The sequence below is a fragment of the Plantactinospora sp. WMMC1484 genome (assembly GCF_049315195.1).
Taxonomy (GTDB): Bacteria; Actinomycetota; Actinomycetes; order Mycobacteriales; family Micromonosporaceae; genus Plantactinospora.
In genome coordinates, this window is sequence record NZ_CP186055.1 from 2135162 (window position 1) to 2153091 (window position 17930).

The 17930-nt window shown below is 68.7% G+C and carries 14 protein-coding genes; all 14 read left to right on the top strand.

Annotation, left to right across the window (positions count from 1 at the left end; all coding sequences use genetic code 11):
* Positions 1-359: 359 nt before the first annotated feature.
* Positions 360-3791 (top strand): DNA-directed RNA polymerase subunit beta, encoded by a 3432-nt coding sequence (locus ACN28C_RS09430; protein WP_422773139.1) that lies wholly within the window; start codon positions 360-362, stop codon positions 3789-3791.
* A 93-nt stretch (positions 3792-3884) separates the two neighbouring features.
* Positions 3885-7772 carry a DNA-directed RNA polymerase subunit beta' gene (locus ACN28C_RS09435; RefSeq protein WP_422773140.1) on the top strand — a complete coding sequence of 1296 codons (3888 nt, stop codon included), beginning with the start codon at positions 3885-3887 and terminating at the stop codon, positions 7770-7772.
* 96 nt (positions 7773-7868) lie between these two features.
* On the top strand, positions 7869-8225 hold the full coding sequence (locus ACN28C_RS09440) for a hypothetical protein (protein ID WP_422773141.1): 357 nt from the start codon (positions 7869-7871) through the stop codon (positions 8223-8225).
* 663 nt (positions 8226-8888) lie between these two features.
* The gene (locus ACN28C_RS09445) at positions 8889-9419 is read left to right on the top strand and encodes a hypothetical protein (protein ID WP_422773142.1); all 531 of its coding nucleotides are present in this window, start codon (positions 8889-8891) and stop codon (positions 9417-9419) included.
* Positions 9420-10010: 591 nt separating this feature from the next.
* A complete protein-coding gene (rpsL, locus tag ACN28C_RS09450; protein WP_101368150.1) occupies positions 10011-10385 on the top strand; it encodes a 30S ribosomal protein S12 in 375 nt (124 codons plus the stop codon).
* A 1-nt stretch (position 10386) separates the two neighbouring features.
* Positions 10387-10857, top strand: coding sequence for a 30S ribosomal protein S7 (gene rpsG / locus ACN28C_RS09455; protein WP_101368149.1), 471 nt, complete (start codon positions 10387-10389; stop codon positions 10855-10857).
* A gap of 95 nt (positions 10858-10952) precedes the next feature.
* A complete protein-coding gene (gene fusA / locus ACN28C_RS09460; RefSeq protein WP_422773143.1) occupies positions 10953-13058 on the top strand; it encodes an elongation factor G in 2106 nt (701 codons plus the stop codon).
* 237 nt (positions 13059-13295) lie between these two features.
* The gene (gene tuf, locus ACN28C_RS09465) at positions 13296-14489 is read left to right on the top strand and encodes an elongation factor Tu (protein WP_101368147.1); all 1194 of its coding nucleotides are present in this window, start codon (positions 13296-13298) and stop codon (positions 14487-14489) included.
* Between the two features lie 352 nt (positions 14490-14841).
* Positions 14842-15150, top strand: coding sequence for a 30S ribosomal protein S10 (gene rpsJ / locus ACN28C_RS09470; RefSeq protein ID WP_007073037.1), 309 nt, complete (start codon positions 14842-14844; stop codon positions 15148-15150).
* An 11-nt stretch (positions 15151-15161) separates the two neighbouring features.
* Positions 15162-15824 carry a 50S ribosomal protein L3 gene (rplC, locus tag ACN28C_RS09475; RefSeq protein ID WP_422773144.1) on the top strand — a complete coding sequence of 221 codons (663 nt, stop codon included), beginning with the start codon at positions 15162-15164 and terminating at the stop codon, positions 15822-15824.
* Complete coding sequence (gene rplD / locus ACN28C_RS09480) at positions 15824-16477, top strand: 50S ribosomal protein L4 (protein WP_422773145.1); 654 nt, start codon at positions 15824-15826, stop codon at positions 16475-16477. Before rplC ends, rplD begins: the two co-directional genes overlap by 1 nt.
* Positions 16474-16776 (top strand): 50S ribosomal protein L23, encoded by a 303-nt coding sequence (rplW, locus tag ACN28C_RS09485; protein WP_422773146.1) that lies wholly within the window; start codon positions 16474-16476, stop codon positions 16774-16776. The genes rplD and rplW overlap by 4 nt, the downstream gene beginning before the upstream one ends.
* 12 nt (positions 16777-16788) lie before the next feature.
* On the top strand, positions 16789-17628 hold the full coding sequence (gene rplB / locus ACN28C_RS09490; RefSeq protein WP_422773147.1) for a 50S ribosomal protein L2: 840 nt from the start codon (positions 16789-16791) through the stop codon (positions 17626-17628).
* Between the two features lie 15 nt (positions 17629-17643).
* Positions 17644-17925 carry a 30S ribosomal protein S19 gene (gene rpsS / locus ACN28C_RS09495; RefSeq protein WP_101368142.1) on the top strand — a complete coding sequence of 94 codons (282 nt, stop codon included), beginning with the start codon at positions 17644-17646 and terminating at the stop codon, positions 17923-17925.
* Positions 17926-17930 lie beyond the last annotated feature (5 nt).

Genomic DNA, 17930 nt, shown 5'->3' on the forward strand with positions numbered 1-17930 from the left:
CGGCACGAAGCGGCAGGCACGCTGACATCAGCGAGACCTTCCGCGCTTGCGACGGCCGACACCTGGGTAAGAGCCGCGGCAGCACCACGAGCCGCAGGTGACCACGAGGCCTAGCGGGTTGCGTGCGGGACGTGTGAGCGCGTTCGACGCGCGCCAGCCAGCCTGCTGGCGACACGTTCTGCAACGCCCTGCCGTGGTGGGCTGGACAGCGGTTAGCCGCTCGGCTACACTGCTAGTTTGCGCTGCCTTCCGACTTGACCCCTGCTCGGAATGTCCAGTTTTGGGCGTTTGGAGTGGGGCCATTGGAGTGCACGCGTGACAGCCGCATCTAGCAGCACCGGTCCTCGGAAGGACGCATCTTGGCAGCTTCCCGCCCTGCGAAGACCAGTCGTACGTCGAGCGCTTTCGCGCCCCGCCGAATCTCCTTCGGCAGGATTACCGAACACCTCGAGGTCCCCAACCTCCTTGCCATCCAGAACGAGTCGTTCGACTGGCTGGTCGGCAACGAGGCTTGGCAGGGCCGGTCGGCCGACGACCCGCACGCTCGATCGGGTCTCGCTGAGATCCTCGACGAGATCAGTCCCATTGAGGACTTTTCTGGCACCATGTCGCTCTCCTTCTCCGCGCCCCGCTTCGACGAGGTCAAGGCCTCGATCGAGGAGTGCAAGGAGAAGGACCTGACCTACTGCGCACCACTCTTCGTGACCGCGGAGTTCACCAACAACACCACTGGCGAGATCAAGAGCCAGACGGTGTTCATGGGTGACTTCCCGATGATGACGCCGAAGGGCACCTTCATCATCAACGGCACCGAGCGCGTGGTGGTGAGTCAGCTCGTCCGGTCCCCGGGCGTCTACTTCGACAAGCAGCCGGACAAGACCTCCGACCGCGACCTCTCCAGCGTCAAGGTCATCCCGAGCCGGGGTGCCTGGCTGGAGTTCGACATCGACAAGCGCGACACCGTGGGTGTCCGCATCGACCGCAAGCGCCGGCAGGCCGTCACCGTCCTGCTCAAGGCGATCGGCTGGACCAACGAGCAGATCCGTGAGCGGTTCGGCTGGTCCGAGCTGATGATGACCACCCTGGAGAAGGACCACATCGCCGGGGTGGACGAGGCGCTGCTCGACATCTACCGCAAGCTCCGGCCGGGCGAGCCTCCCACCCGGGAGAACGCCCAGACCCTGCTCGACAACCTCTTCTTCAACCCGAAGCGGTACGACGTCGCCAAGGTCGGCCGATACAAGTTCAACAAGAAGCTCCAGCTCAGCGTGCCGATCAACACCGGCACGCTGACCGAGGACGACATCGTCGCCACCGTCGAATACCTCTGCCGGCTGCACGCCGGTGAGGAGGGCTACGAGGCCGACGACATCGACCACTTCGGCAACCGCCGGCTCCGTACGGTGGGCGAGCTGATCCAGAACCAGGTTCGGGTCGGCCTCTCCCGGATGGAGCGGGTGGTCCGGGAGCGGATGACCACCCAGGACGTCGAGGCGATCACCCCGCAGACCCTGATCAACATCCGCCCGGTGGTGGCGGCGATCAAGGAGTTCTTCGGCACGTCTCAGCTGTCCCAGTTCATGGACCAGACCAACCCGCTGGCGGGGCTGACCCACCGGCGCCGGCTGAGCGCGCTCGGCCCGGGTGGTCTGTCCCGGGAGCGGGCCGGCTTCGAGGTGCGGGACGTGCACCCGTCCCACTACGGCCGGATGTGCCCGATCGAGACGCCGGAAGGCCCGAACATCGGCCTGATCGGCGCCCTGTCGACCTTCGGCCGGGTCAACCCGTTCGGCTTCATCGAGACGCCATACCGCAAGGTCGTCGAGGGCCGGGTCACCGACCAGATCGACTACCTGACCGCCGACGAGGAGGACCGGTTCGTCAAGGCGCAGGCCAACACCGCGCTGCGCGCCGACGGCAGCTTCGCCGAGGGCCGGGTCCTGGTCCGCCGGAAGGGCGGTGAGGTCGACTTCGTCGCGCCCACCGCGGTCGACTACATGGATGTCTCGCCGCGCCAGATGGTGTCCGTGGCGACCGCCATGATCCCGTTCCTCGAGCACGACGACGCCAACCGGGCACTGATGGGCGCGAACATGCAGCGCCAGGCGGTGCCGCTGGTCAAGGCCGAGTCGCCGCTGGTCGGCACCGGCATGGAATACCGGGCCGCCGTCGACGCCGGTGACGTGGTCGTCGCCGAGGTCGGCGGCGTGGTCGAGGACCTCTGCGCCGACTACGTGACGGTGCACCAGGACGACGGCCACCGGCGCACCTACCTGCTGCACAAGTTCCGCCGCTCCAACGCGGGCTCCTGCGTCAACCAGAAGCCGGTCGTCTTCGAGGGCGACCGGGTGGAGGCCGGCCAGGTCATCGCGGACGGCCCGTGCACCGACGACGGTGAGATGGCGCTCGGCCGCAACCTGCTGGTCGCGTTCATGTCGTGGGAGGGCCACAACTACGAGGACGCGATCATCCTGTCGCAGCGCCTCGTGCAGCAGGACGTCCTCACCTCGATCCACATCGAGGAGCACGAGGTCGACGCCCGGGACACCAAGCTGGGTCCGGAGGAGATCACCCGCGACATCCCGAACGTCAGCGAGGAGATGCTCGCCGACCTCGACGAGCGGGGGATCATCCGGATCGGTGCCGAGGTCGTCACCGGGGACATCCTGGTCGGCAAGGTCACGCCGAAGGGCGAGACCGAGCTGACCCCGGAGGAGCGGCTGCTCCGCGCGATCTTCGGCGAGAAGGCGCGCGAGGTCCGGGACACCTCGCTGAAGGTGCCGCACGGCGAGACCGGCACGGTCATCGGGGTACGCACCTTCAGCCGCGAGGACGGCGACGAGCTGCCGCCGGGCGTCAACGAGCTGGTCCGGGTCTACGTGGCGCAGAAGCGGAAGATCCAGGACGGTGACAAGCTCGCGGGCCGGCACGGCAACAAGGGTGTCATCTCCAAGATCCTTCCGGTTGAGGACATGCCGTTCCTGGAGGACGGCACGCCCGTCGACATCGTGCTCAACCCGCTCGGCGTGCCGAGCCGGATGAACATCGGCCAGGTGCTGGAGACCCACCTCGGGTGGGTCGCCAAGACCGGCTGGCAGGTCGACGGCGACGACACCGACTGGAAGCGGGCGCTGCGGGCGATCGACGCGCACGAGTCCGAGCCGGACACCAACGTGGCGACTCCGGTTTTCGACGGCGTCAAGGAGGAGGAGATCTCCGGTCTGCTCTCGTCGACCCTGCCCAACCGGGACGGCAACCAGCTGATCGGCGCGAGCGGCAAGGCGCAGCTCTTCGACGGACGTTCCGGCGAGCCGCTGCCCGACCCGATCGCGGTCGGCTACCTCTACATCCTCAAGCTGAACCACCTGGTCGACGACAAGATTCACGCTCGGTCGACCGGCCCGTACTCCATGATCACGCAGCAGCCGCTGGGTGGTAAGGCGCAGTTCGGTGGCCAGCGGTTCGGTGAGATGGAGTGCTGGGCGATGCAGGCGTACGGCGCCGCATACGCCCTGCAGGAGCTGCTGACGATCAAGTCCGACGACGTCCTCGGCCGGGTCAAGGTCTACGAGGCGATCGTCAAGGGCGAGAACATCCCCGAACCGGGCATCCCGGAGTCCTTCAAGGTGCTGCTCAAGGAGCTGCAGTCGCTGTGCCTCAACGTCGAGGTGCTCTCCAGCGACGGTGTGGCCCTGGAGATGCGCGAGACCGACGACGAGGTCTTCCGGGCCGCGGAGGAACTCGGCATCGACCTGTCCCGGCGCGAGCCGAGCTCGGTCGAAGAGGTGTGAGGGTGCGTGGTGGGTTCGGGGCGGCTCGGGCCGTCCCGAACCCCCAGGCCAGTGAGCTAGTGGTAAAACGACACGACACGAGGGACGTATAACGTGCTCGACGTCAACTTCTTCGACGAGTTGCGGATTGGCCTGGCCACCGCCGACGACATCCGTCAGTGGTCGCACGGCGAGGTCAAGAAGCCTGAAACGATCAACTACCGCACCCTGAAGCCGGAAAAGGACGGGCTCTTCTGCGAGAAGATCTTCGGTCCGCAGCGGGACTGGGAGTGCTACTGCGGTAAGTACAAGCGGGTCCGGTTCAAGGGCATCATCTGCGAGCGCTGCGGCGTCGAGGTGACCCGCTCCAAGGTGCGGCGTGAGCGGATGGGCCACATCGAGCTGGCAGCCTCGGTGACGCACATCTGGTACTTCAAGGGTGTGCCGAGCCGGCTCGGCTACCTGCTGGACCTGGCGCCGAAGGATCTCGAAAAGATCATCTACTTCGCGTCGTACGTGGTCACCAGCGTGGACACCGAGGCGCGGCACCGTGACCTCGCCACGGTGGAGAACGAGATCCTCGCCGAGAAGCGGCAGGCCGAGAACAGCCGCGACTCGGAGATCGAGAAGCGGGCCGCCAAGCTCGAGGCCGACCTGGCCGAGCTGGAGGCCGAGGGTGCCAAGGCGGATGTGCGGCGCAAGGTCAAGGAGGGCGGAGAGCGCGAGATGCGCCAGATCCGTGACCGGGCGCAGCGCGAGATCGACCGCCTCGACGAGGTGCTGGACACCTTCCGCAAGCTGGAGCCGAAGCAGCTCGTCACCGACGAGCTGCTCTACCGCGAGCTGCGGGACCGGTTCGGCGAGTACTTCACCGGTGGCATGGGGGCCGAGGCGATCAAGGCGCTGGTCCAGAACATGGACCTGGACGCCGAGGCGGACAACCTCCGCGAAGTCATCCGCAGCGGCAAGGGCCAGCGGAAGATCCGGGCGCTCAAGCGGCTCAAGGTCGTGGCGGCGTTCCTGAACACCCGCAACTCGCCGCTCGGCATGGTGCTGGACTGCGTACCGGTGATCCCGCCGGACCTGCGCCCGATGGTGCAGCTCGACGGTGGCCGGTTCGCGACCTCGGACCTGAACGACCTCTACCGCCGTGTGATCAACCGGAACAACCGCCTCAAGCGACTGATCGACCTCGGTGCCCCCGAGATCATCGTCAACAACGAGAAGCGGATGCTCCAGGAGGCCGTCGACGCGCTCTTCGACAACGGGCGGCGTGGCCGGCCGGTCACCGGGCCGGGTAACCGGCCGCTGAAGTCGCTCTCGGACATGCTCAAGGGCAAGCAGGGTCGGTTCCGGCAGAACCTGCTGGGCAAGCGGGTCGACTACTCGGGTCGTTCCGTGATCGTGGTGGGTCCGCAGCTCAAGCTGCACCAGTGCGGCCTGCCCAAGCAGATGGCGCTGGAGCTGTTCAAGCCCTTCGTGATGAAGCGGCTGGTCGACCTCAACCACGCCCAGAACATCAAGTCCGCGAAGCGGATGGTCGAGCGGCAGCGGCCGGTCGTCTGGGACGTGCTGGAAGAGGTCATCGGCGAGCACCCGGTGTTGCTGAACCGGGCGCCGACCCTGCACCGGCTCGGCATCCAGGCGTTCGAGCCGCAGCTCGTCGAGGGCAAGGCGATTCAGATCCACCCGCTCGTCTGCACCGCGTTCAACGCGGACTTCGACGGCGACCAGATGGCGGTGCACGTGCCGCTGTCGGCCGAGGCGCAGGCCGAGGCCCGGATCCTGATGCTCTCCTCGAACAACATCCTCAAGCCGGCCGACGGCAAGCCGGTCACCATGCCCACCCAGGACATGGTCATCGGCCTCTACCACCTCACCCACCTCACCCCCGGTGAGCGGGGGGAGGGCCGGGTGTTCAGCTCGGACGCCGAGGGGCGGATGGCCTTCGACAGCGGCGAGCTGCACCTGCAGACCCCGGTGAAGATCCGGCTGCGGGGCGTCGTCGAGGTCGACAACGGGCCGGGTGCGACGCCGTGGGCGGCGCCGGAGGGCTGGACGCCGGGCGAGCCGCTGACCGTGGAGACCACGCTGGGGCGGGTGCTCTTCAACGAGACCCTGCCGCTGGGCTACCGGTTCGTCAACTACGAGATCCGCAAGGGGCAGCTCTCCGCGATCGTGAACGATCTCGCCGAGCGGTTCCCGAAGGTGGCCCTGGCCGCGACGCTCGACGGGCTCAAGGAGGCCGGCTTCCACTGGGCCACCTGGTCCGGTGTGACGATCGGCATGGAGGACGTCATCGCGCCGCCGCGCAAGCGGGACATCCTGGAGCGGTACGAGAAGGAAGCCGAGCAGATCGACAAGCAGTACCAGCGGGGTCTGATGACCGCCGAGGAACGCCGCGGCGAGCTCATCGAGATCTGGACCAAGGCGACCAACGAGGTCGCCAAGGAGATGGAGACCGCGCTGCCGCAGGAGAACCCACTGTGGAAGATGATCAACTCGGGTGCTCGCGGTAACCTGCTCCAGCTCCGCCAGATCGCCGCGATCCGTGGTCTGGTGGCCAACCCGAAGGGCGAGATCATCCCGCGGCCGATCAAGGCCAGCTACCGGGAGGGCCTCTCCGTGCTGGAATACTTCATCTCCACGCACGGTGCCCGGAAGGGTCTGGCGGACACCGCGCTGCGTACCGCCGACTCGGGTTACCTGACCCGCCGTCTGGTGGACGTCTCGCAGGACGTGATCATTCGCGAGGAGGACTGCGGGACGGACCGCGCCATCTCGATGCAGATCGCCGTCCAGTTCGACGGCAAGCTGATGGCGCACGAGCACGTCGAGACCGGCGTGCACGCCCGTACCCTGGCCGACGACATCAAGGGGCCCGACGGCAACCTGGTCGCCGAGCGGGGTGCCGACCTCAACTCGATCCTGGTCGACCGGATCGTGGCGGCGGGGGTGGACACCGTACGGGTGCGCAGCGTGCTCACCTGCGAGTCGAAGCTCGGCGTCTGCGGTGCGTGCTACGGCCGCTCGCTGCCGACGGGCAAGACCGTGGACGTCGGCGAGGCGGTCGGCATCATCGCCGCCCAGTCGATCGGTGAGCCGGGCACGCAGCTGACGATGCGGACCTTCCACACCGGTGGCGTCGCGGGTGAGGACATCACCCAGGGTCTGCCCCGGGTCCAGGAGATCTTCGAGGCCCGGGTCCCGAAGGGCAAGGCGCCGATCGCCGACACCCCGGGCCGGGTCCGGATCGAGGACGGAGAGCGGTCGCGCAAGATCATCGTCGTGCCGGACGACGGCAGCGACGAGATCGTGTACGACAAGATCTCCAAGCGGGTTCCGCTGCAGGTGCAGGAGGGTGGCCACGTCGACGTCGGCCAGAAGCTGACGAAGGGCACCATCGACCCGCACGAGCTGCTGCGGATCCTCGGCCCGCGGGCGGTCCAGGTCCACCTGACCCAGGAGGTCCAGGAGGTCTACCGGTCGCAGGGTGTGCTCATCCACGACAAGCACATCGAGATCATCATCCGCCAGATGCTCAAGCGGGTGACGGTGATCGACTCCGGCTCGACCGAGTTCCTGCCGGGCGTGCTGGTCGACCGGGCGCTCTTCGAGTCGGAGAACCGCCGACTCGTCTCCGAGGGCGGCGAGCCCGCCGCAGGGCGGCCGGTGCTGATGGGCATCACCAAGGCGTCGCTGGCCACCGACTCGTGGCTCTCGGCGGCCTCCTTCCAGGAGACCACCCGGGTGCTCACGGACGCGGCGATCCACGCCCGGAGCGACTCGCTGATCGGTCTGAAGGAGAACGTCATCATCGGAAAGCTCATCCCGGCCGGTACGGGCATCAGCAAGTACCGCAACATCCGGGTCGAGCCGACCGAGGAGGCGAAGGCCAAGGTCTACTCGATGACCGGCTACCCGGAGACCGACTACGGGTTCGGGCCGGCCAGCGGGCAGGCGGTGCCGCTGGACGACTTCGACTTCGGGTCGTACCGCTAGGCGACATCCGCGGCGCCCCGCTCCCGTCGGTGACGACGAGGGCGGGGCGCCGCAGCCTTTCCGGGTGGTGTGCGCCGGGTTCGATAGGCTGGCGGCGTGACGACGACGCCGGTCGCCGGTCCGGCCGGGCGCCATCCGCTCGACCCGGATCCGGTGCGCTCCACCAAGGCGCGGACCGTCTTCGCCCTCGGCCTGGTGGCACTGCTCACCGGTCCACTGGTCGGCGGCGTCGTTCCGGCGACCGTGGCGATGCTGCTGGCCCGGCAGGCCCGGCGCGAGGCGTACGCCTCGGGCGGCTACCTGACCGGCGCCGCCTGGTTGGATCGCGGTGAGTGGATGGCCTGGGCCGCTGTCGTCCTCGCGGCGACGGCGGTGGTGGTGGCGGCAGTGATCGGCGTGGTCAACCTAGCCGACGGCTCGGTCGGGCGGGACTTCGCGCCGGGTGTGGACTGAGCCCGACCGCAGCCCGGCCTCCCGAAGGGGTCGCCGACGGCAGGGGCAGCCCCGGCTGGTCCGGGCGACGACCCCGGACGTGGCTCATGGACGTAACCGGGCCGGTGCTGCGCGGCCCTGCGGCGGTAACCTGACCTTGGCGCGACGTGTCGGGCCCCGATCGGCGATTCCGGTCGGCCGATGATCGGTTCCGCCACCGGGCATGCGGCCCGATGGTTATGTCAGGGGGAGTTCGTGACGGACGAGGCGCAGCCGGACGGGGCGGAGCGCGCGGCGGACCGAACGCCGGAGCCGCCCGCCGAGCACGAGCCGCGCTACCACGAGCCGTCGTACACGCTGCCGACAGCCACCCCTCAGATGCCCTGGGCGGGCGGCCCGGGACAGCCGGCGGGACCTGTCAGCGAGTGGGCCCGGCCCGCGCAGGCCGGCCCCGAGCCCGGCCACCGGGGCTCCGCCCCGGCGGACCCGGGTGCTGTCCCGGCCGGCTGGGCTGCCGTCCCGAGTGGCTCGGGTGCTGCTCCGGCGCCGGTGAGTGCGACTCCTGGTGCGAGGCCGACCGCCGGGCCGGCACCTGCCGCGGTGGCCACCGGCGTCGGAGGTGCGCCGCCGCCGGGGCTGCGGACCGCAGCGTCGGGTGTGCCGCCTGCGGCCGCGTACCCAGGAATGTCCGGACCGGTGGGTGACCCGGCGGCGGCCGGCGGTGGTCTGCCGGCCCGGGTGCCGGCGCCGCCCCGGGAGTCGCTGCGGGCGCCCACCCGGGTGGACCCGGTGCCGGGTACGCCGTTCGGCCTGGTCTATCTCGACGTGGCTCCGGTCACCTCGGGACCGGCCGTGGCGTCGCTGGTCGCCGGAATTGGCTCCGTGCTCGTCGCCTTCATCGCCGGATGCCTGGGGCTGGCCGGCTCGCCGGAGGACTGGGGTGGCTGGGTGGCGGGAGCCTTCGCGGTGCTGGCCGGCGTGCTCGGCCTGGCCGGTCTGCTCCTCGGCGAGCTGGGCCGCAGGCAGACCGGGCCGGCGCGGCTGCCCTCCTGGTTCAGCCGCCAGGCGGCCGGCGGCACCGGGCCGGGCGGTGCCGCGCCGCCGGTCCGGTTCACCGGCCGGGGCCTGGCGATCGCGGGGATCACCTGCTCCGCCGTCGGGCTGGCGGTGACCGTGCTGGCGCTGGCCGTGGCGGTGCTGCTGCAACTGGTCTGAGCACCGGCGTCGGGCAGCCGGGCGACGGCTCCCGCGCAGTGGGTGGTGGGCCAGGGCGGCGGTGGGTTCTGGTCCTGTCCAGGTCGGGCGCCGGGCCCGCCTCGGGTCCGGGGCGGGTGCCGGGTTGTCGGGGCCACGCGTGCGATTGCGAAATCAGCCGGTACACTGGAAACCGGCAGTGCATGTCGTGAGCGACGCGGAGATGTGGGGCCTGGCCGGGGGACGGTGACGACCTCTCGGAGTCCTGTTTTGACGTGCCCACTCACGGTAGGTACTCTTTCCTCTCGTGCCCGGGCATGCCCGGGCAACTCGTGCGTGTGCCCGAGTCCACGTGGTGGCAAGTCCACGGGTGGCAATCGAGCACCGCCACGACACAGTCGAAACGAGTCGGCTACGCCCCGGCGTGCCGGCGAGCTGGAATCCGGCGTCGACGAGCGACGGCGGAAACCGCGAGCGAGCGACACGCCCGACCGCGGGTGCCGGGACCGCCGCCAGGCGGCCCTGGTCGGAAGGTAAGAGAGTCACCCGTACGGGCGGCTGAAGACACACGGCGCGGTCGCGAGCAGGCGGCCGGAGGGAGCGAAAAACCCGGTGCCCACGATCCAGCAGTTGGTCCGCAAGGGCCGCCAGGCGAAGACGAGCAAGACCAAGACGCCGGCGCTGAAGGGGAGTCCCCAGCGGCGCGGCGTGTGCACGCGCGTGTACACCACCACCCCCAAGAAGCCGAACTCCGCGCTGCGCAAGGTCGCTCGGGTGAAGCTCAGCAGCCAGATCGAGGTGACCGCCTACATCCCCGGTGTCGGGCACAACCTGCAGGAGCACTCGCTCGTGCTGGTCCGTGGCGGCCGGGTGAAGGACCTTCCGGGCGTGCGTTACAAGATCGTGCGCGGTTCGCTGGACACCCAGGGCGTCCGCAACCGCAAGCAGGCCCGCAGCCGTTACGGCGCGAAGAAGGAGAAGAGCTGACATGCCGCGTAAGGGCCCCGCTCCGCGCCGCCCGCTGGTCGCGGACCCGGTGTACAACTCCCCGCTGGTCACCCAGCTGGTGAACAAGATCCTGCTCCGCGGCAAGCGTCAGCTCGCCGAGCGCATCGTCTACGAGGCCCTGGAGGGCTGCCGGGAGAAGTCCGGCACCGACCCGGTGGTCACCCTCAAGCGGGCGATGGACAACGTGAAGCCGACCCTGGAGGTGCGCAGCCGCCGGGTCGGTGGCGCCACCTACCAGGTGCCGGTCGAGGTCAAGCCGCAGCGCGCCACCACGCTGGGCCTGCGCTGGCTGGTCACCTACTCCCGCGCCCGTCGGGAGAAGACGATGGTCGAGCGGCTGATGAACGAGCTGCTCGACGCGAGCAACGGTCTCGGCGCCGCCGTCAAGCGGCGCGAGGACACCCACAAGATGGCCGAGTCCAACAAGGCCTTCGCGCACTACCGCTGGTAACGGCCTTCGGGTTCCGGTGCGGTCCGCCGTACCGGAACCCGGCAACGGTCGCGATTACGCCGATCGAGACGACGAGACGATAAGTAGGGATTGAAGTGGCCGCCGCAGACGCGCTCGCCAACGTACGCAACATCGGCATCATGGCGCACATCGATGCCGGTAAGACCACTACCACCGAGCGGATCCTGTTCTACACCGGCATCACCTACAAGATCGGTGAGGTCCACGAGGGCGCCGCCGTCATGGACTGGATGGAGCAGGAGCAGGAGCGGGGGATCACCATCACCTCCGCCGCCACCAAGTGTGAGTGGAAGGGCCACACGATCCAGATCATCGACACGCCCGGCCACGTCGACTTCACTGTCGAGGTCGAGCGGTCGTTGCGGGTGCTCGACGGTGCCGTCGCCGTCTACGACGGCGTCGCCGGCGTGGAGCCGCAGACCGAGAACGTCTGGCGGCAGGCCGACAAGTACAACGTCCCCCGGATGTGCTTCGTCAACAAGCTCGACCGGACCGGGGCCGACTTCGACCGCTGCGTGCAGATGATGGTCGACCGGCTCAACGCGACCCCGCTGGTGCTGCAGATTCCGATCGGCCTGGAGGCCGGCCACATCGGTGTCGTGGACCTGATCGGGATGCGCGCGCTGACCTGGCGCGGTGAGACCCAGAAGGGCGAGGACTACGCGGTCGAGGAGATCCCGGCCGACCTCGCCGAGGCCGCCGCCGCCGGCCGCGAGACGCTGCTCGACACCCTCTCCAGCGTCGACGACGAGTTCACCGAGATCTACCTCGAGTCGCTGGACGGCGGGGAGCTCTCCGTCGACCAGATCAAGGCCGCCATCCGGCGGGCGACCATCGGTGGCCGGGCCAACCCGGTGCTCTGCGGCTCGGCCTTCAAGAACAAGGGCATCCAGCCGATGCTCGACGCCGTGGTGGACTACCTGCCGTCGCCGCTGGACATCCCGGCGATCGAGGGCACCGCCACCGACGGCGAGACCCCGCTGCTGCGCAAGCCGGACAGCAGCGAGCCGTTCTCGGGCCTGGCGTTCAAGATCCAGACGGACAAGCACCTGGGCAAGCTGACCTACGTGCGGGTCTACTCGGGCAAGGTCGACTCCGGTTCGCAGGTGATCAACTCCACCAAGGACCGCAAGGAGCGGATCGGCAAGATCTACCAGATGCACGCCAACAAGCGGGAAGAGCGCAGCTCCGCCCAGGCTGGCGACATCATCGCGGTGCAGGGTCTGAAGCAGACCACCACCGGTGACACCCTCTGCGACCCGGCCAACCCGGTCATCCTGGAGTCGATGACCTTCCCGGAGCCGGTCATCCAGGTCGCGATCGAGCCGAAGACCAAGTCCGACCAGGAGAAGCTCGGCACCGCCATCCAGCGGCTCGCCGAGGAGGACCCGACCTTCCGGGTCAGCCTCGACGAGGAGACCGGCCAGACGGTCATCGCCGGCATGGGCGAGCTGCACCTGGACATCCTGGTCGACCGGATGCGTCGCGAGTTCAACGTCGAGGCCAACATCGGCAAGCCGCAGGTGGCGTACCGCGAGACCATCCGCCGCAAGGTGGACAAGATCGAGTACACCCACAAGAAGCAGACCGGTGGCTCGGGTCAGTACGCGCGGGTGATCGTGAGCGTCGAGCCACTGCCGCTGACCAACGACTCGCCGACCTACGAGTTCGCCAACGCGGTCACCGGTGGCCGGGTGCCGAAGGAGTTCATCCCGTCGGTCGACGCCGGCGCCCAGGACGCCATGCAGTACGGCGTACTCGCCGGCTACCCGCTTGTCGGTCTGAAGCTCACGCTCCTCGACGGTCAGGCGCACGAGGTCGACTCGTCCGAGATGGCGTTCAAGATCGCTGGTTCGATGGTGCTCAAGGACGCGGCCCGCAAGGCCGACCCGGCGCTGCTCGAACCGATGATGTCGGTCGAGGTCACCACTCCGGAGGAGAACATGGGTGACGTGATCGGCGACCTCAACTCCCGTCGGGGCATCATCCAGGCGATGGAGGAGCGCGGCGGAGCCCGCGTCGTCCGCGCCCTGGTGCCGCTGTCGGAGATGTTCGGCTATGTCGGCGACCTGCGGTCGAAGACCCAGGGCCGGGCTAGCTACAGCATGCAGTTCGACTCCTACGCCGAGGTTCCCGCGAACGTGGCGAAGGAGATCATCGCGAAGGCGACGGGTGAGTAGGCGGGAACGCCGAGCTCACCCGGTGCCGGGCCGGTGATACCGCGAGGGCCGTGGGCGGGTAATCTCGCCCGCGGCGTTCACGGGCCGGGCTGCGAGACCGGGCCTGAAGGTTTCACCGCCGCAAGACCCACATGACCTCCCGGCCGGAAGTTCTCGGTCGGAAAGGCTGTCGACAGAGTCCTGAGCGCCGCATGGCGTGCCGGGCGTACGAACCAAGAAGTCCACAGGAGGACACCAGTGGCGAAGGCGAAGTTCGAGCGGACTAAGCCGCACGTCAACATCGGCACCATTGGTCACATCGACCACGGTAAGACGACGCTGACGGCGGCCATTACCAAGGTCCTGCACGACAGGATGCCGGACCTGAACCCGTACACGCCGTTCGACGAGATCGACAAGGCGCCGGAGGAGAAGGCCCGGGGCATCACGATCTCGATCGCACACGTCGAGTACCAGACCGAGGCGCGGCACTACGCACACGTCGACTGCCCCGGTCACGCCGACTACATCAAGAACATGATCACCGGTGCCGCGCAGATGGACGGCGCGATCCTGGTGGTCGCGGCGACCGACGGCCCGATGCCGCAGACCCGCGAGCACGTGCTGCTGGCCCGCCAGGTCGGCGTTCCCTACATCGTCGTGGCGCTGAACAAGAGCGACATGGTCGACGACGAGGAGCTGCTCGAGCTCGTCGAGCTCGAGGTCCGCGAGCTGCTCTCGGCGCAGGAGTACCCCGGCGACGACCTGCCGGTCGTGCGGGTCTCGGCGCTGAAGGCCCTCGAGGGCGACCCGGAGTGGACCGACAAGCTCATGGACCTGATGAGCGCCGTCGACACCGCCATTCCGCAGCCGGAGCGGGAGACCGAGAAGCCGTTCCTGATGCCGATCGAGGACGTCTTCACGATCACCGGCCGGGGCACCGTGGTGACCGGTCGCGCCGAGCGCGGCATCCTCAAGCCGAACGAGGAGGTGGAGCTCGTCGGTATCCGCGAGAAGTCGCAGAAGACGGTCTGCACCGGCATCGAGATGTTCCGCAAGCTGCTCGACGAGGCCCGCGCGGGCGAGAACGTCGGCCTGCTGCTCCGGGGCATCAAGCGCGAGGACGTCGAGCGCGGCATGGTGGTCGTCAAGCCCGGCACCACCACCCCGCACACGGAGTTCGAGGCGACCGTCTACATCCTCTCCAAGGAGGAGGGCGGCCGGCACACCCCGTTCTTCCAGAACTACCGTCCGCAGTTCTACTTCCGGACCACGGACGTCACCGGCGTCGTCACGCTGCCCGAGGGCACCGAGATGGTCATGCCGGGTGACAACACCACGATGTCGGTCAAGCTCATCCAGCCGATCGCGATGGAGGAGAACCTCAAGTTCGCGATCCGCGAAGGTGGCCGTACGGTCGGCGCCGGGTTCGTCACGAAGATCGTCAAGTAATTCAGGTAACCCCGATTGGCGTTGCCGTGCGGTAGTACGGCATACTGGTCAGGTTGCGTACCGGCGGGGTGGCTGATTGCCCGGCAGTCAGCCACCCCTGCTGGGCGTCCGGAGGTAGTTGATCTACGTCCGGCGCCCCCGAAAACCTCCCGCACGGGCGGGGCCGTCTCGGACCTTCCGAGGTGGAGTCCGGCCCAGGGGTGCGACACGCCCGACCGCGGGGGTCGGACAAGCACGGGAAACTGGGCAGCGCCCGAGCCCGGCATGGAACATCCCACTCCCCTCCGGGAGAGCGGCTCCGCAGGAGCGGGCGGGCGGGACGGACAAGGCGAGAGAAGGAACAGAGGCCACCATGGCGGGACAGAAGATCCGCATCCGGCTCAAGGCGTACGACCACGAGGTGGTCGACTCCTCGGCGCGCAAGATCGTTGAGACGGTGACGCGTACCGGGGCTCAGGTCGCGGGCCCGGTGCCGCTGCCCACGGAGATCAACCGTTTCTGCGTGATCCGTTCGCCGCACAAGTACAAGGACTCGCGTGAGCACTTCGAGATGCGCACGCACAAGCGTCTGATCGACATCATCGACCCGACCCCCAAGACGGTCGACTCGCTCATGCGCCTCGACCTGCCGGCTGGCGTCGACATCGAGATCAAGCTGTAGGGACCGGACTAATGGACAGGCAAGTGAAGGGCATCCTGGGCGCCAAGCTCGGCATGACCCAGGTCTGGGACAACAACAGGGTTGTCCCGGTGACCGTGGTGCAGGCCGGACCGTGCGTGGTCACCCAGGTCCGCACCGCTGACAAGGACGGCTACTCCGCGGTCCAGCTGGCGTACGGCGCGATCGACCCCCGCAAGGTCAAGAAGCCGATCACCGGCCACTACGCCAAGGCCAACGTGGCGCCGCGCCGGCACATCGTCGAGCTGCGCACCACCGACGCCGGTGAGTACGAGCTGGGCCAGGAGGTCAGCGTCGAGACCTTCGCCCCCGGGGCCAGGGTCGACGTGACCGGCCGGACCAAGGGCAAGGGCTTCGCCGGTGTCATGAAGCGGCACGGCTTCCACGGCCTGCGCGCCAGCCACGGTGTCGAGCGCAAGCACCGCTCGCCGGGCTCGATCGGCGCCTGCGCCACCCCGGGTCGCGTCTTCAAGGGCGTCCGGATGGCCGGCCGGATGGGTGGGGCGCGCTACACGGTGCAGAACCTCACCGTCCAGGCGGTGGACCCGGAGAACAACCTGCTGCTGGTCCGCGGCGCCATCCCCGGCCCGAAGGGCGCGCTGGTGCTGGTCCGGTCGGCCGCGAAGGTCGAGGCGACGAAGGGTGGTGCCGCCTGATGGCCACCGTTGACGTGCTGGACGCCGAGGGCGCCAGGACCGGCTCCGTCGAGCTGCCGGCCGAGATCTTCGACGTGCAGGCGAACATCGCGCTGATGCACCAGGTCGTGGTCGCACAGCTCGCCGCCGCCCGCCAGGGCACGCACAAGACGAAGACCCGGGGCGAGGTCGCCGGCGGCGGCAAGAAGCCGTACAAGCAGAAGGGCACCGGTCGGGCCCGGCAGGGTTCGATCCGCGCGCCGCAGTTCGCCGGTGGCGGCGTCGTGCACGGGCCGGTCCCGCGCGACTACCGCCAGCGGACCCCGAAGAAGATGAAGGCCGCCGCGCTGCGCGGCGCCCTGTCGGACCGGGCCCGCGGCGGTCAGCTCCACGTGGTCGAGACCTTCGTCACCGGCGAGAAGCCGTCCACCAAGGCGGCGCTGGCGGTGCTCCGCAAGGTGACCGAGGCCAAGCGGGTACTTGTCGTGCTCAGCAGCACCGACGAGCAGAACTGGCTCTCGCTGCGCAACGAGCCCCGGGTGCACCTGCTGGAGGCGGGCCAGCTCAACACGTACGACGTGCTGGTCGCCGACGACGTGGTCTTCACCAGGGAGGCCCTGGACGAGTTTCTGGGCGGCCGTGGTGGGACGCAGGGTGAGGAGAGCGAGAAGTGAGTACCATCGCCGACCCGCGGGACATCATCTTCGCGCCGGTCGTCTCGGAGAAGAGCTATAGCGTTCTCGACCAGAACTGGTACACGTTCCTGGTGCATCCGGACGCCAACAAGACGCAGATCAAGATCGCTATCCAGCAGATCTTCAACGTCCGCGTGCTGACCGTCAACACGGCCAACCGCGAGGGGAAGCGCAAGCGCACCCGCACCGGGTACGGCAAGCGCAAGAACACCAAGCGGGCGTTGGTGAAGCTGGCCGAGGGCGACCGCATCGAGGCCTTCGGCGGCCCGGTCAGCTGAGGGGTGTAGACAATGGCTATCCGTAAGTACAAGCCGACGACGCCGGGCCGGCGTGGCGCCAGCGTCGCCGACTTCGCCGAGATCACCCGGTCGACCCCGGAGAAGTCGCTGCTGGCTCCGCTGCCGAAGAAGGGCGGTCGCAACGCCCACGGCCGGATCACCACCCGGCACCACGGCGGCGGGCACAAGCGGCAGTACCGGATCATCGACTTCAAGCGGGTCGACAAGGACGGCGTGCCGGCGAAGGTCGCGCACATCGAGTACGACCCCAACCGCACCGCGCGGATCGCGCTGCTGCACTACGCCGACGGCGAGAAGCGCTACATCATCGCGCCGAAGGACCTGAAGCAGGGCGACCGGGTCGAGTCCGGTCCGGGCGCCGACATCAAGCCGGGCAACAACCTGCCGCTGCGCAACATCCCGGTCGGTTCGACCGTGCACGGGGTGGAGCTGCGGCCCGGTGGCGGCGCCAAGCTGGCCCGCTCGGCCGGTGTCGGCATCCAGCTGCTGGGCCGGGAGGGGGCGTACGCCACGCTGCGGATGCCCTCCGGCGAGATCCGGCGGGTGGACGTGCGCTGCCGGGCCACCGTCGGTGAGATCGGCAACGCCGACCAGTCAAACATCAACTGGGGCAAGGCCGGCCGGATGCGCTGGAAGGGCCGGCGCCCCACCGTCCGGGGTGTGGCGATGAACCCGGTCGACCACCCGCACGGTGGTGGTGAGGGTAAGACCTCCGGTGGTCGTCACCCGGTGAACCCGCAGGGTAAGCCCGAGGGTCGTACCCGGCAGAAGGGCAAGGCGAGCGACCGCCTCATCGTCCGCCGCCGCTACGCCACCCGTAAGCGCGGCTAAGGGAGATAGGTAGACATGCCTCGCAGCCTGAAGAAGGGCCCGTTCATCGACGACCACCTGCTCAAGAAGGTGGAGACGCAGAACGAGAAGGGCTCGAAGAACGTCATCAAGACCTGGTCGCGCCGCTCGACGATCATCCCGGACATGCTCGGGCACACGATCGCCGTGCACGACGGGCGCAAGCACGTCCCGGTGTTCATCACCGAGGCGATGGTCGGGCACAAGCTCGGTGAGTTTGCGCTGACCCGCACGTTCAAGGGTCACGAGAAGGACGACCGGAAGAGCCGCCGGCGCTGAGCGCC

Bases quoted from the DNA above. Each gene is read 5' to 3' on its own strand.
- rplC (WP_422773144.1), top strand. From the start codon at position 15,162: ATGGACAGGCAAGTGAAGGGCATCCTGGGCGCCAAGCTCGGCATGACC.
- rpsG (WP_101368149.1), top strand. From the start codon at position 10,387: ATGCCGCGTAAGGGCCCCGCTCCGCGCCGCCCGCTGGTCGCGGACCCG.
- rplD (WP_422773145.1), top strand. From the start codon at position 15,824: ATGGCCACCGTTGACGTGCTGGACGCCGAGGGCGCCAGGACCGGCTCC.
- rpsJ (WP_007073037.1), top strand. From the start codon at position 14,842: ATGGCGGGACAGAAGATCCGCATCCGGCTCAAGGCGTACGACCACGAG.
- ACN28C_RS09445 (WP_422773142.1), top strand. From the start codon at position 8,889: ATGTCCGGACCGGTGGGTGACCCGGCGGCGGCCGGCGGTGGTCTGCCG.
- rplB (WP_422773147.1), top strand. From the start codon at position 16,789: ATGGCTATCCGTAAGTACAAGCCGACGACGCCGGGCCGGCGTGGCGCC.
- rpsS (WP_101368142.1), top strand. From the start codon at position 17,644: ATGCCTCGCAGCCTGAAGAAGGGCCCGTTCATCGACGACCACCTGCTC.